The organism is Streptosporangium sp. NPDC020072, from assembly GCF_040631445.1.
Taxonomy (GTDB): Bacteria; Actinomycetota; Actinomycetes; order Streptosporangiales; family Streptosporangiaceae; genus Streptosporangium.
Genome location: NZ_JBEYAB010000033.1, coordinates 1 through 14,064 on the forward strand (window position 1 = coordinate 1; position 14,064 = coordinate 14,064).

The following is a 14,064-nucleotide window of genomic DNA, read 5'->3' on the forward strand; positions in this document are numbered from 1 at the left end:
GGGGGGGGGGGGGGGTGTTTGGGGGGGGGGGGGGGGGGGCGGCGGCGGCCCGCGGCCGCGCCGGGGCCCGGGGGGGGGGCCGCCGGCCCGGGCGCCCCCCCCCCCCCCCTCACGAGCGGGTCTAGCTGGCCCAGTCGAGCAGCGGGCGGGTGTTGCTCGGGTGGCGCAGCTTCGACAGCGACTCCTTCTCCAGCTGGCGGATGCGCTCGCGCGTCAGGCCCAGGTGCTTGCCGATCTCGTCGAGGGTGTGAGGCTTGCCGTCGACGAGGCCGAAGCGCAGAGCCATGATCTTGGCCTCCCTGGGGGAGAGGTTGCCCAGCACGCCGCGCAGCTGCTCACCCAGCAGCTGACGGTCGACCACCTCGGACGCCTCGGGCGAGTCGACGTCCTCGATGAGGTCGCCGATGGTGGTCTCGCCGTCGTCGCCGATGGTCGCGTTGAGGCTGATCGGCTGGCGGCTGGTGCGCAGCAGTTCCTCGATCTGGTCGGGGGTCTTGTCCAGCTCGACCGCCAGTTCCTCCGGGGTGGGCTCACGGCCGAGACGCTGGTGCATGTCACGCTCGACGCGCGACAGCTTGGAGAGCATCTCCAGCACGTGCACGGGAAGGCGGATGGTGCGCGCGGAGTCGGCGAACCCACGCTGGATGGCCTGGCGGATCCACCACATGGCGTAGGTGGAGAACTTGTAGCCCTTGGTGTAGTCGAACTTCTCGACCGCGCGGATCAGGCCCAGATTGCCCTCCTGGACCACGTCGAGCAACGCCATGCCACGGTCGGTGTACTTCTTGGCGACCGAGACGACCAGGCGGAGGTTGGCCTCAAGCATGTGGTCCTTGGCGCGGCGGCCGTCCTCGGCGATCCATTCGAGGTCGTCGCGCATGGCGGCGGGCAGGCCGGGCTCGGCCTCAAGCTTGGACTCGGCGTACAGCCCCGCCTCGATCCGCTTGGCCAGCTCGACCTCCTGGGCGGCGGTGAGCAGGGTGCGCCTGCCGATCGACTTGAGGTAGGTGTGCACCGAGTCGCCCATGACCGAGGACTGGTCGTCCAGGTCCATGGTCTGCTCGGCCTCGAGCTCGGCCTCCTCGGGGGCCCACTCCTCCTCGCCGATCTCCGGCTCGGCCTCGGCGGTCTCGGCCTTCTTGGCGGTGGTCCTGGCGGCCCTGGTGGTGGCCTTGGCGGGCGCGGCCTTCGCCTTGCGGGTGGTCCGGCGCCCGGCGGTCTTCTTGGACGCGCCGCTGAGCGCGGGCTCGTCCTCGGCGGCCAGGATGACGCCGGCCTCGGTGAGCTCCCGCAGGATCGAGCGGCCCTCCGTGGGGCTGGTCCCGGACTCCGCGAAGGCGTGGCGCAGCTCCGCGAGCGAAAGGTGACCCTGGACTCGCCCTCGGTCAAGGAGCTTCTCAAGGGGCGTCGGGGCCTCCGATGAGGTCGCCACGGCGGTTTGGGGCATGAGGACACCTCCTCCATCACGGAGTCGTCTGCTTACAGATTGTCGGGTGGGGCGGCCTGCGGGCCGCTCAGCGCACCAGTACCAATAACCCCAGTCAAGAACTTTATGTTCCCGACTTGACGGGGAAAATAAGATGGGCGGATCGTCCCGAGGCGGTCCGTTCCGTCATCAGCCGTGGTCAGGGGCTATTCGATCCCCTCCACCCGGCTTCCGGAGGGCCCCGCCGGGTCGTCGGCCTCGGGCATGGGGAAGGGGCTCGCCTCCTGCAGGCGCTGCTCGGTCCAGTAGGTCGTGACCGACCCCGGGTCGGGGTTGACGTCCCTGGAGACCACGGACCCGTCGTCGGGCGCCGACGTGGGCGCGGAGGAGGGCGCGGACGTCGGCTCGGAGCGCGGTGCGTCGTCGTCGGCCTGCGGCTGCGCCGTCTGCCGCGTCGCCGGTGACACGGCGGGCCCGGAGCCGGACTCCACGACCCTCCAGATCTTCTCCACCCGGCCGGCGGAGGCGGCGGCCGTCACGGAGACGCCGCCCACAAGGATCACGCCGACGACTCCAGCGGAGACCAACGCCTTGCGGGTGATATGCATGGGGTCGTCCCTTCTGTCGCGGCTGTCTGTTTGACGTGCCGGGTCTCCTCACGGTTCCCGATCACGACCATAACGGAGGGCGGCGAGATTCGGCTTGCCATTGGGCAGAAGTGGTATTTCGGACATCACGACCAGTTCGGCGGGGGCCGCGCAGGCGGGGAGCCGTTCCTTGACGAAGGCCCGCAGCTCGGTCAGCGACGGCGGGTCGGGGGAGACGACGACGGCCACGACGCGCTCGCCCCACTCCGGATCGGGGCGGCCGACCACGACGGCGTCGGCGATCGCGGGGTGCTCGGCGACGGCGGCGGCGGCCACGGCGGCGACGACCTTCTCGCCACCGGTGTTGATGACGTCGTCGCAGCGGCCGAGCACGCGCAGGCCCCCGCCGTCCATGACGCCGAGGTCGGAGGTGACGAACCAGTCGCCGTCGAGGGCCGAGGCGGTCAGCTCGGGCCGCAGCCGGTAGCCGGAGAACAGCACCGGGCCCGCGACGCGAATCCGCCCGTCGTCGCCAATCTTGAGATCTACATTGTAAAGGGGGGCGCCGTCGTAGACGCACCCACCACAGGTCTCGCTCATCCCATAGCTGAGCACCACCCGCGCGCCCGCGGCCCTGGCCTCCTCGACCAGCCCCGGCGGCGGCGCCGCGCCCCCCAGCAGGATCGTGTCGAACACCGACAGGTCGGCGTCCAGCAGCCGACGCAGCTGCGTCGGAACCAGCGAGACGTGCCGGGCACCGCTGGAGAGCACCGCCTCGGGGGAGAAGCCCTCGTGCACGATCGGTTCCGTCCCGCTGACCAGTGACCTGACCAGGACCTGAAGCCCCGAGACGTGGGAGGGGGGCAGGCAGCAGAGCCAGCGCTCGCCGGGCCGGGCGCCCAGACGGCGCAGCGAGGCCGAGGCGGAGGCGCGCAGGGCCGCGGCCGACAGCTGGACCCCCTTCGGCGCCCCGGTCGTGCCGCTGGTGGCGATGACGACGGCCACCTCGCCGGGCACCCCCACACCGTGCTCGCGCCGTACACCGTTGACATGGGTGGGGCGCAGGGCGTCGAGCGTGGCCCGCAGCGCGGCGGCGGGCAGGGCGGGGGACAGGGGAAGCACCGCGGGGCCGCCGTCGAGCGCGGCGCCGACCGCCCTGAACAGCTCCGGTCCCGGCGGCAGCACGAGCGCGTGCAGCTCCCGCCACCCGCAGGACGACTCCGCGTGCACAGGACCGTTCGTCACAGTCGTAAGGTTAGTGCCGGGAAAACGGACGGCAGCCGGGCGGGTCCCGGCGAGGCGGAAGGGACGCAGTCATCGTGAGCACGGAGCAGGCGGTGCCGGGCACGGACGGGCGGGCGAAGGGCGAGGCCAGGCCCATGCCGGAGAGCGTCCAGGTGCGCGCCGCCGACTGGAGGCGCTCCGGGGACTACGAGGACATCGTCTACGAGACCGCCGAGGGCATCGCGAAGATCACGATCAACCGGCCGGAGCGGCACAACGCCTTCCGCCCGACGACGCTCTTCGAGCTCAGGGACGCCTTCAACGTCGCCCAGGAGGACTCGGAGATCGGTGTGATCATTCTCACCGGCGCGGGCGACCGGGCCTTCTGCTCGGGCGGCGACCAGAAGATCCGCGGTGACGACGGCTACGTCGACAAGTCGACCCCGCACGTGGGCAGGCTGAACGTGCTGGACCTGCAGGTGCAGATCCGCCGCTGCCCCAAGCCGGTCATCGCGATGATCGCCGGCTACGCGATCGGCGGCGGTCACGTGCTGCACGTCTGCTGCGACCTGTCCATCGCCGCGGACAACGCGGTCTTCGGCCAGACCGGGCCCAAGGTCGGCTCCTTCGACGGCGGCTACGGGTCCTGGCTGCTCGCCGAGACCGTCGGCCTGAAGCGGGCCCGTGAGATCTGGTACCTGTGCCGTCAGTACGACGCCGAGACCGCCCTCGGCTGGGGCCTGGTCAACACGGTCGTCCCGCTGGAGCGCCTGGAGGAGGAGACGGTCGCCTGGGCCAGGGAGATGCTGGAGAAGTCCCCGCTGGCCCTGCGCATGCTCAAGGGCGCGCTGAACGCGGTCACCGACGGCGCGGCGGGCATGCAGCAGTTCGCCGGCGACGCCACCCTGCTCTTCTACATGAGCGAGGAGGCGCAGGAGGGCCGCGACGCCTTCAAGGAGAAGCGCACCCCCGACTTCGGCAAGTTCCCGCGCAGGCCGTGAGCCGCAGGCGATTCCAGCGATGAGGCGAAACCGGCCCGTCCCCGCAGTGCGCCGCCCCGGCGCGGTGAGGACGGCGCCGGTCCGCCGTCAGCCGTCGTGTCCGTCCTTTCGGACACGGCTTCTCTCAGCACGACGACGACCAGAGGAGGCAGTGCGGTGAATCCCGCCACCGCGCTCGCGACCGTGCTGGTCGACGAACTCGTACGCTGCGGTCTCACCGAGGTGGTGCTCGCGCCGGGCTCACGCTCGGCTCCGCTCGCGCTCGCCGCGCACGCCGACAGCCGCGTACGGCTGCACGTGCGCATCGACGAGCGCTCGGCGGCCTTCCTCGCCCTCGGACTGGCCAAGCGCGGCGGCCGGCCGGTCGCGCTGATGTGCACCTCGGGCACCGCCGCGGCGAACTTCCACCCCGCGGTCGTCGAGGCGCACGAGTCGGGGGTGCCGCTGCTGCTGCTCACCGCCGACCGGCCGCCCGAGCTGCGCGACACCGGCGCCAGCCAGACCATCGACCAGATCAAGATGTACGGCACCGCGGTCCGCTGGTTCAGCGAGGTCGGCGTGCCCGAGGACCGGCCTGGGCAGGTCGCCTACTGGCGTTCCCTGGCCTGCCGCGCCTACCAGCGTTCCCTCGGCCCGGCCGACCCCGGCCCGGTCCACCTCAACCTCGCCTTCCGTGAGCCGCTCGTCCCGGACGGCGACGTCTCCTGGAGCGAGTCCCTTGAGGGCGACGCCAACGGGCCGTGGGTCCGCGCCAGGGTCGCGCCTCCCGCGGCCGCGCTGCACCTGCCGCCGACCCGAAGGGGCGTGCTCGTCGTCGGGGACGGCGCCGCCAACATGCGCAGATACGTGGCGGCGGCCGGCATGGCCGGATGGCCGGTCCTGTCGGAGCCGAACGGCGGCGCCCGCTACGGCGACCACGCGGTCTCGACCTACCACTTCCTGCTCGGCACCCCCGAGTTCGCCGACCGGCACCGTCCGGACGTGGTGGTCACCCTGGGCCGTCCCGGCCTGTCCAGGCCGCTGCTGAACTGGCTCAGGCACGCCGAGGAGCACATCGTCGTCGCCCCCGACCTGTCCCGCTGGCCCGACCCGACCCGTTCCGCGACCCAGGTGGCGCAGGCGGTCGAGATCCCGGTCGCGGCCGGGGACGACGACTGGCTGCGCTCGTGGCGGCGTGCGGACACGGCGGCCAGGGCGGCGATCGACGAGGTGCTCGACGCGGGCGGGCTCAGCGAGCCGCGCCTGGCCAGGGACCTGGCCGAGCAGCTGCCCAACGGGGCGCTGCTGTTCTCCGGCTCGTCCATGCCGATCCGTGACCTCGACCAGGCGATGCGCCCGAGGAGGGGGCTGCGGATCCTGTCCAACCGGGGCGCGGCGGGGATCGACGGCGTGGTGTCCTCCGCGATGGGCGCGGCGCTGGCGCACAACGGCCCCTCCTACGCGCTGATGGGCGACCTGACGTTCCTGCACGACCAGAACGGGCTGATCCTCGGCCCCCGCGAGCCCCGCCCCGACCTGTGCCTGGTCGTGGTGAACAACGACGGGGGCGGGATCTTCTCGCTGCTGCCCCAGGCCGCGCTGCGCGACCCCTTCGAACGGGTCTTCGGCACCTCGCACGGAGTGGACCTGTCCCACGTCGCGGCGGCGACCGGCACGCCGTACACCTTCGTCGGGGAGGCGGAACAGCTGCCCAAGGCGTTGCGCGGGGAGGGGGTGCGCATCGTCGAGGTCCACACGGACCGGGAGCCGAACGCGGTGCTGCACGCCGCGCTGCGCGAGGCGGCCCACACCGCGATCCACGGCGTCCTGTGAGGGCCTGACACCGGCCCCTGTGAGGCCGGGTGCGGCCGGGCGAGGCCGGATGAGATCGGGGAGACGACGCAATAAGGTGACGGGCATGCATGTCGACGAGTTGCTCCAGGCGATTCCCGCGGTGTGGATCTACGTCCTGGTCGGTCTGGTGATCGGGATCGAGAGCCTGGGCATCCCGCTGCCCGGCGAGATCGTCCTGGTCAGCTCCGCGCTGCTGGCGGCCAAGGGCGTGGTCGACCCGCTGTGGGTCGGCGCCTGCGCCGGCGTCGGCGCGATCGTCGGCGACTCGATCGGCTACGCCGTCGGGCGCAGGGGCGGCAAGCCGATGTTCGACCGGCTCGGACGCAGGTTCCCCAAGCACTTCGGGCCGGAGCACATCGGCAGGGCCGAACGCTACTTCCACCGCTACGGCATGTGGACGGTCTTCCTCGGCAGGTTCGTCGCGCTGCTGCGCATCCTGGCGGGGCCGCTGGCCGGGGCGCTGCGCATGCCGTACTGGAGGTTCCTGGTCGCCAACGTGCTCGGCGGGATCGTCTGGGCGGGCGGGACCACCGCGGTGATCTACTACCTGGGCATGGCCGCCGAGCGGTGGCTGCGGGGCTTCTCCTGGGTCGCGCTGGTCGTCGCGTTGCTGTTCGGCGTCGCGACCACGCTGTTCGTCAAGCGCAGGGCCGCGCGGGCGGTGGCCGAGACGTCCGGGGAGCCCGGGGTGACCGAGGGGGACCCGGAGGCCGGACAGGCGGGCAGTCCGGTCGGCGCGGGCTGATCTGCTACCAGACCTGGGGATGTGCGCCGGGCCGCGGGCCGGTCACGCTGAGTCGGTACGGACTCACCGTGGAGGGGAGGCGGCATGCTATCCGACCAGACCTTGACCGGCTATGAACCGGTAGCCACCTACGGCCGTTACGAGGAGGCCCAGCGGGCCGTCGACTACCTGTCGGACCAGCGTTTTCCCGTCCAGCACGCGATGATCGTCGGGATGGACCTGCGGATGGTCGAGAAGGTGCTCGGGCGGCTGACCTACCTGCGCGCCGCGGGGATGGGGGCGGCGACCGGTGCCTGGATCGGACTGCTGATCGGCCTGTTCTTCGCGATCTTCACCCCCGGCAGGTTCCCCTGGATCCTGGTCCTGTGGAGCGTGATCTGGGGTGTGGTCGCCGGAGCCATCTTCGGGCTCATCGCCCACGCCTTCACCGGCGGCAGGAGGGACTTCCTCTCGTCGAGCGCCATCGTCGCCAACCGCTACGAGCTGCGGGTGACGACGCCCCAGGCCGCCGAGGCCCGCAGGCTGCTAGAGACCGGCATACCCCAGCACACCTAGGGCGGCGACCGCCCGCGGGGTTCACGCCGGGTCGCGCCTCAGGGGCCCGTCCGTCAATCCGAGGACGCGGCCCCGCGCGCCGTACGGCCGTCGCGGGAGGCCCAGAAGGAGACCAGCATGGCTAAGGCAGTCGGGATCGACCTGGGGACGACCAACTCGGTGATCGCCACGATGGAGGGCGACAAGCCCACGGTGATCGCCAACGCCGAGGGGTCGCGGACGACCCCGTCGGTCGTCGCCTTCACCGAGGACGGCGAACGCCTGGTCGGGCAGCTGGCCCGTCGTCAGGCGATCCTCAACCCGAAGGGGACGATCTACTCGGCCAAGCGTTTCATCGGCCGCCGCTACGACGAGGTCACCACCGAGATGCACGCCGTGTCGTTCGACGTGGTGCCGGGGCCGGACGACGCGGTCCGTTTCGACGTGCGCGGCAAGATGTACGCCCCGGAGGAGATCTCCGCCCTGATCCTGCGCAAACTCGTCGACGACGCCTCCAAGTTCCTCGGAGAGAAGGTCACCGAGGCGGTCATCACCGTGCCCGCCTACTTCAACGACTCCCAGCGCCAGGCCACCAAGGACGCGGGGAAGATCGCCGGTCTTGAGGTGCTGAGGATCGTCAACGAGCCGACCGCCGCGGCCCTGGCCTACGGGCTCGACCGCAAGGAGAACGAGACGGTGCTCGTCTTCGACCTGGGCGGCGGAACGTTCGACGTCAGCATCCTGACCATCGGGGACGGCGTCGTCGAGGTACGTTCGACCGCGGGCGACACCCACCTCGGCGGTGACGACTTCGACCGGCGCATCGTCGACTACCTCGCCGACGAGTTCCAGCGGGACACCGGCGTCGACCTGCGCGCCGACCCCCAGGCTCTGCAACGGCTCTTCGAGGCGGCGGAGAAGGCCAAGGTCGAGCTGTCCTCGGTCTCCCAGACGCAGATCAACCTGCCCTTCATCACGGCCGACGCCTCGGGCCCCAAGCACCTGAACACCACGCTGCGCCGGGCGACGTTCGAGGACATCACCTCCGACCTGCTGGAACGCTGCAAGGGGCCGGTCGAGCAGGCCATGGCCGACGCGCGGCTGAGCACCGGGGACATCGACGAGGTGATCCTGGTCGGCGGATCGACCAGGATGCCCGCCGTACAGGCCCTGGTGCGCAGGATGACCGGGGGCAAGGAACCGAACATGACGGTCAACCCCGACGAGGTCGTCGCGCTCGGCGCGGCGGTGCAGGCGGCCGTCATCAAGGGCGAGCTGAAGGACGTCGTCCTGCTGGACGTGACGCCTCTCTCGCTCGGCATCGAGACCCTCGGCGGCATCATGACGAAGGTCATCGACCGTAACACGACGATCCCCGCCCGCCGTTCCGAGGTGTTCAGCACCGCCGAGGACAACCAGAACGCGGTGGACGTCGTGGTGCTGCAGGGCGAGCGCGAACGCGCCGGGGACAACCGGGTGCTCGGCCGCTTCAGGCTGGAGAACATCAGGCCCGCGCCGCGCGGTGTGCCCCAGGTCGAGGTCACCTTCGACGTCGACGCCAACGGGATCCTGAACGTCTCGGCCAAGGACAAGGACACCGGCGCCGAGCAGCGCATCACCATCAGTGAGAGCTCGACCCTCGACACGGGCGAGGTCGAGCGGATGGTCGCCGACGCCGAACGGCACCGGGAGGAGGACCTGCGGCTGCGGCAGGTCGTGGACGCGCGCAACGAGCTCGACAGTGTCGCCTACCAGGTGGAGCGGCGGCTTTCCGAGCTGGGGGATGCCGTGCCGGTCCATGAGAAGGCTCGGGCCGAGATGCTCGTCTCCGACGCCAGGGAGACGGTCAGGCAGCAGGAGACACCGATCGACCGGCTGCGCTCGCTGACCGGCGAGCTGCAACAGGTCTACCAGGGGCTGGGCACGGTCTCGGCCTCCGGCGGCCAGAGCGGCCAGGGCCCGCAGGGGGCTCAGGGCGGCGGCCGGGACGACGACGTCATCGACGCGGAGTTCACGACCGATGAGTGAGGAACCCCGCGACGACGAGGCCGTGAGGCAGGAACCCGACGGCCTCCAGGAGCGCGTCACCGAGCTTCAGGACGAGGTGGCCGAGCTCCAGGACCGGTGGCGGCGAGCCCTGGCCGACCTCGACAACCTGCGCAAACGGGTCAGCCGTGACGCGTCCCGGGTGCGGGAGGAGGAAAGGGCCAGGGCGGCGGCCGAATGGCTTCCGGTGCTGGACAACCTGGAACGCGCCCTCGAACACGCCGGAAACGACCCCTCCTCCGTCGCCGAGGGGCTGCGGGCCATCCACGAGCAGGCTCTCGACGTGCTGGCCCGCCTGGGCTTCCCGCGCCGCGACGACACCGGCGCGAGGTTCGACCCCGCCAGGCACGAGGCGGTCGGCGTGCTCAGCCAGGAGGGCACACCGGACGGGACCGTCCTGCACGTGGTGCAGCCCGCCTACGGGGACGGTGAACGGCAACTGCGGCCCGCGACGGTCGTCGTCTCCAAGGCGGAATGATGCCGGCAGCCCGGGACTTCTACGAGATCCTCGGCCTGCAGCGCAACGCGAGCCAGGAGGACATCCAGCGCGCCTACCGCAAACTTGCGCGGGCCAACCACCCCGACGTCAACAAGGACCCCGAGGCCGAGGACCGCTTCAAGGACATCTCCGAGGCCTACAGCGTCCTGTCCGACCCCAAGACCCGCCGCCGCTACGACGCGTTCGGCCCCGACTTCCGCCAGGTCCCCGAGGACGTGGACCCCGAGACCTGGGCCCGTGCCGGAGCGGGACGCGCGGGGGCAGGGCGGGGCGGCCGGGGGAGCGGCTGGCCCGGTCAGGGCCCCTCCGGCTTCGGGGAGGGCGTCGACATCGACGACCTGCTGGAGGGACTCTTCTCCGGCAGGGCGGGCGGCGCGGGCAGGGCGGGCCCCGGATGGGGGCCCATCCCCGGCGCCGACCAGGAGGCCGAGCTGGAGCTGAGCGTCGAGGACGCCTACCGGGGCGGCCGTAAGTCCCTCACCGTCGGGGGCCGCAGGATCGAGGTCCGCATCCCCGCAGGGGTGACCGACGGCCGGCGGATCCGCCTGGCGGGCCAGGGCGGCAGGGGCGGTGACGGGGCACCCCCCGGAGACCTCTACCTGATCGTCAGGATCGCGCCGCATCCCCGTTACCGGGTCGAGGGACGCGACATCCACATCCGGCTCCCGATCACGCCCTGGGAGGGGGCGCTCGGCGCGGCCGTAGCCGTCGAGACACCGGGCGGCGAGACCAAGGTCAAGGTGCCGCCGGGCACGTCGAGCGGGCGGCGGCTGCGGCTGCGCGGCCGGGGCATGCCCAGTCCGAGGGAAGGCCCCGGCGACCTGTTCGCCGAGATACAGATCATGGTGCCGCCACGGCCGACCGACGAGGAGAGGCAGCTGTTCGAGCAGCTCGCGGCGGTGTCGGAGTTCGACCCGAGGAGGCGGTGATGCCCTACGCCCTGACCAGGCCGCGACGCCTGGACATCGAGTCGTTCGCCCGCCTGACCGGCACGCACCCCGACCTGGTGCGCCGCCTGGTCGTCCTCGGCGTGCTCGACGCGCAGCGGGACGCGGCGGGGGAGCTGTGGTTCCCGCTCTCCCAGCTGCCGGCCATGGCCAGGGTCCAGCGGCTGCGCGCCGGGTTCGCCCTCAACTACGCGGCCCTCGGCCTGGTGGTCGACCTTCTGGACCGCATCGCCGAGCTGGAGAGCGCCGCGCGTGGGCGCTCCCGCACCCCGGGAGGACCGAAGTGGACGTCAACCAGCTGACGCAGAAGTCGCAGGAGGCGCTGCACGACGCGCAGACCAAGGCCCTGCGCCACGGGCACACCGACGTCGACGGCGAGCACCTGCTGCAGGCGCTGCTCGACCAGCCGGACGGGCTGATCCCACGGCTGCTCCTGAACGCCTCCGTCGACACCGACCGGCTCGGCGCCGACCTGGAGGCGGCGCTGAACCGGATGCCGAGGGTCAGCGGGCCGGGCGTCGAACCCGGTCAGGTCCGGGTGACCCAGCGCCTTTCCCGGCTGCTGGAGACGGCCAAGCGGGAGGCCGACCGGCTCAAGGACGAGTACGTCTCCGTCGAGCATCTGCTCGTCTCCCTGATCGAGGAGGGCGAGACGACGCCCGCCGGGCGGCTGCTGCGCCAGCAGGGGCTGACCAGGGACTCCTTCCTGCAGGCGCTCACCGCCATCCGCGGAAACCAGCGCGTCACCTCGGCGATGCCCGAGGTCGCCTACGAGGCGCTGACCAAGTACGGGCGGGACCTGGTGGCCGACGCCGCCGCGGGCAGGCTCGACCCGGTCATCGGGCGCGACGCCGAGATCCGCCGCGTCATCCAGATCCTGTCCCGCAAGAGCAAGAACAACCCGGTGCTGGTCGGCGACCCCGGAGTCGGCAAGACCGCCATCGTCGAGGGACTCGCCCAGCGGATCAGCAACGGCGACGTGCCCGAGGGCCTGCGGGACAAGGTGGTCTTCAGCCTCGACATGGGAGCCCTGGTCGCCGGGGCGAAGTACCGGGGGGAGTTCGAGGAACGGCTCAAGGCCGTGCTCACCGAGGTGGTGGCCGCGGAGGGCCGCATCCTGCTGTTCGTCGACGAACTGCACACGGTCGTCGGGGCGGGCGCGGCCGAGGGCGCCATGGACGCGGGCAACATGCTCAAGCCCATGCTGGCCCGCGGCGAGCTGCACATGATCGGCGCGACGACGCTTGAGGAGTACCGCAAGCACATCGAGAAGGACGCCGCCCTGGAACGCCGCTTCCAGCCCGTCACGGTCGACGAGCCCTCCGTCGAGGACGCCGTCTCGATCCTGCGTGGCCTGCGCGAACGGCTGGAGGTCTTCCACGGGGTGACGATCCAGGACGCCGCCCTGGTGGCCGCCGTGGTGCTCAGCCACCGCTACATCTCCGACCGCTTCCTGCCGGACAAGGCCATCGACCTGGTCGACGAGGCCTGCGCGATGCTCAGGACCGAGATCGACTCGATGCCCGCCGAGCTCGACGAGCTCACCCGCAGGGTGATGCGCCTGGAGATCGAGGAGGCCGCGCTGGGCAAGGAGGAGGACCAGCAGAGCCTGGCCCGCCTCGACGAGCTGCGCAGGGAGTTGTCCGACCTGCGCGCGGAGGCCGACGCCATGCGCGCCCAGTGGGAGGCCGAACGGCACGCGCTGCGCGGCGTCCAGGGGTTGCGCGAGGAACTGGAGAACGTGCGCGCCGAGGCGGAGCGGGCCGAGCGTGACTACGACCTCAACCGTGCCGCCGAGCTGCGGCACGGGAGACTGCCCGAGCTGGAACGGCGGCTGAAGGCCGAGGAGGAACGCCTGCGCAGCAAGCAGGGGGTCGCCAGGCTGCTGCGTGAGGTGGTCACCGAGGAGGAGATCGCACTGATCGTCTCCAGGTGGACGGGCATCCCGGTGAGCCGCCTGCAGGAGGGCGAGCGCGAGAAGCTCCTGCACCTGGACGAGGTCCTGCACGAGCGGGTGATCGGCCAGGACGAGGCCGTGCAGACGGTTTCCGACGCCATCATCAGGGCCCGCTCGGGGATCAAGGACCCGCGCCGCCCGATCGGGTCGTTCATCTTCCTCGGGCCGACCGGGGTGGGCAAGACCGAGCTGGCCAAGGCGCTGGCCGCGGCGTTGTTCGACACCGAGGACAACATGATCCGCATCGACATGAGCGAGTACCAGGAGCGGCACACCGTCAGCCGCCTCGTCGGCGCCCCGCCCGGTTACGTGGGCTACGAGGAGGGCGGCCAGCTCACCGAGGCCGTACGGCGCAAGCCGTACTCGGTGGTGCTCTTCGACGAGATCGAGAAGGCGCACCCCGACGTGTTCAACACGCTGCTGCAGGTCCTCGACGACGGGCGGCTCACCGACGCACAGGGCAGGACCGTCGACTTCCGCAACACGGTGCTGATCATGACCTCCAACATCGGCTCGGTCTACCTGCTTGAGGGCGTCACCTCAAGCGGGGAGATCAAACAGGACGCCCAGGAGCTGGTGATGGCGGACCTGCGTTCGCACTTCCGCCCCGAGTTCCTCAACCGCGTCGACGACATCGTGATCTTCAAGCCGCTCACCGAGGAGGAGATCGAGCGCATCGTGGGCCTGATGTTCGGCGACCTGCGCGCGCGGCTCGGCGAGCGGGGCATCCTGCTGGAGGTCTCCGAGGACGCCACCAGACACATCGCCGAACGGGGCTACGACCCCGTGTACGGCGCCCGCCCGCTGAGGCGCTTCATCGCCAAGGAGGTCGAGACCCGCATCGGGCGCGCCCTGCTGCTCGGTGACGCGCACGAGGGCGCGGTGATCCGGGTCGGCATGGCCGGGGGGGAGCTCGTGGTCACCGTCGCCCAGGAGACCGAGACGGCCAAGGTGGCCTGAAGCTCACCGGCCAACCCGCCGGTGGAGAAGGCTTTTGGCCGGAGACCCTACCGGCGCCGTGCGCGAAGGGGTTTCCGGCTTGGGCGCCGTCGGTGCTTGGACTGAGGAACGCAGGAGCGCAGCGACGGAGTGACGAGGGAAAGCACCGACTCGGAGGCGCCCAAGCCCGCGACGCCGTCAGGCGGAGCAAGGAGACACAGCCAGACACAACCTAGTAGTGCTTTGTTAGGTGGTTAGGGCGGTCGCTGGTGGCAGGTCGGGCACCGGCCTGCCCAGACGGCCAGCAGCACCTGTAGTTCCCTGAG

The 14,064-nt window shown here is 71.4% G+C and carries 12 protein-coding genes; 9 read left to right on the plus strand and 3 right to left on the minus strand.

Features of this window, described 5'->3' with window-relative positions:
- Positions 1 to 121: 121 nt before the first annotated feature.
- From ABZ470_RS41520 to ABZ470_RS41530, 3 genes are all read right to left on the minus strand, one after another.
- Entirely contained in the window at positions 122 to 1,447 is a 1,326-nt protein-coding gene (locus tag ABZ470_RS41520; RefSeq protein ID WP_362918692.1) for an RNA polymerase sigma factor, read from the minus strand.
- A 185-nt stretch (positions 1,448 to 1,632) separates the two neighbouring features.
- Positions 1,633 to 2,034 carry a hypothetical protein gene (locus ABZ470_RS41525; RefSeq protein ID WP_362918694.1) on the minus strand — a complete coding sequence of 134 codons (402 nt, stop codon included), beginning with the start codon at positions 2,032 to 2,034 and terminating at the stop codon, positions 1,633 to 1,635.
- A gap of 48 nt (positions 2,035 to 2,082) precedes the next feature.
- A complete protein-coding gene (locus ABZ470_RS41530) occupies positions 2,083 to 3,210 on the minus strand; it encodes an AMP-binding protein (protein WP_362918704.1) in 1,128 nt (375 codons plus the stop codon).
- 182 nt (positions 3,211 to 3,392) lie between these two features.
- Between ABZ470_RS41530 and menB the strand changes: the two genes are divergently transcribed.
- From menB to clpB, 9 genes are all read left to right on the plus strand, one after another.
- Positions 3,393 to 4,238, plus strand: coding sequence for a 1,4-dihydroxy-2-naphthoyl-CoA synthase (gene menB / locus ABZ470_RS41535; protein ID WP_352012710.1), 846 nt, complete (start codon positions 3,393 to 3,395; stop codon positions 4,236 to 4,238).
- Between the two features lie 156 nt (positions 4,239 to 4,394).
- Positions 4,395 to 6,050: a 2-succinyl-5-enolpyruvyl-6-hydroxy-3-cyclohexene-1-carboxylic-acid synthase gene (gene menD / locus ABZ470_RS41540; protein WP_352012543.1), complete on the plus strand. Its 1,656-nt coding sequence runs from the start codon at positions 4,395 to 4,397 to the stop codon at positions 6,048 to 6,050.
- Positions 6,051 to 6,135: 85 nt separating this feature from the next.
- A complete protein-coding gene (locus tag ABZ470_RS41545) occupies positions 6,136 to 6,816 on the plus strand; it encodes a DedA family protein (protein ID WP_362918696.1) in 681 nt (226 codons plus the stop codon).
- An 84-nt stretch (positions 6,817 to 6,900) separates the two neighbouring features.
- Positions 6,901 to 7,371, plus strand: a complete 471-nt coding sequence (locus ABZ470_RS41550; protein WP_352012541.1) for a general stress protein — start codon at positions 6,901 to 6,903, stop codon at positions 7,369 to 7,371.
- A gap of 117 nt (positions 7,372 to 7,488) precedes the next feature.
- Positions 7,489 to 9,378, plus strand: coding sequence for a molecular chaperone DnaK (gene dnaK / locus ABZ470_RS41555; protein WP_362918698.1), 1,890 nt, complete (start codon positions 7,489 to 7,491; stop codon positions 9,376 to 9,378).
- Positions 9,371 to 9,874: a nucleotide exchange factor GrpE gene (locus tag ABZ470_RS41560; RefSeq protein ID WP_352012539.1), complete on the plus strand. Its 504-nt coding sequence runs from the start codon at positions 9,371 to 9,373 to the stop codon at positions 9,872 to 9,874. The genes dnaK and ABZ470_RS41560 overlap by 8 nt, the downstream gene beginning before the upstream one ends.
- Positions 9,871 to 10,824 (plus strand): DnaJ C-terminal domain-containing protein, encoded by a 954-nt coding sequence (locus ABZ470_RS41565; protein WP_362918700.1) that lies wholly within the window; start codon positions 9,871 to 9,873, stop codon positions 10,822 to 10,824. Before ABZ470_RS41560 ends, ABZ470_RS41565 begins: the two co-directional genes overlap by 4 nt.
- Positions 10,824 to 11,144 carry a chaperone modulator CbpM gene (locus ABZ470_RS41570; protein WP_352012537.1) on the plus strand — a complete coding sequence of 107 codons (321 nt, stop codon included), beginning with the start codon at positions 10,824 to 10,826 and terminating at the stop codon, positions 11,142 to 11,144. The genes ABZ470_RS41565 and ABZ470_RS41570 overlap by 1 nt, the downstream gene beginning before the upstream one ends.
- Positions 11,126 to 13,759, plus strand: a complete 2,634-nt coding sequence (clpB, locus tag ABZ470_RS41575) for an ATP-dependent chaperone ClpB (protein WP_362918702.1) — start codon at positions 11,126 to 11,128, stop codon at positions 13,757 to 13,759. The genes ABZ470_RS41570 and clpB overlap by 19 nt, the downstream gene beginning before the upstream one ends.
- Positions 13,760 to 14,064 lie beyond the last annotated feature (305 nt).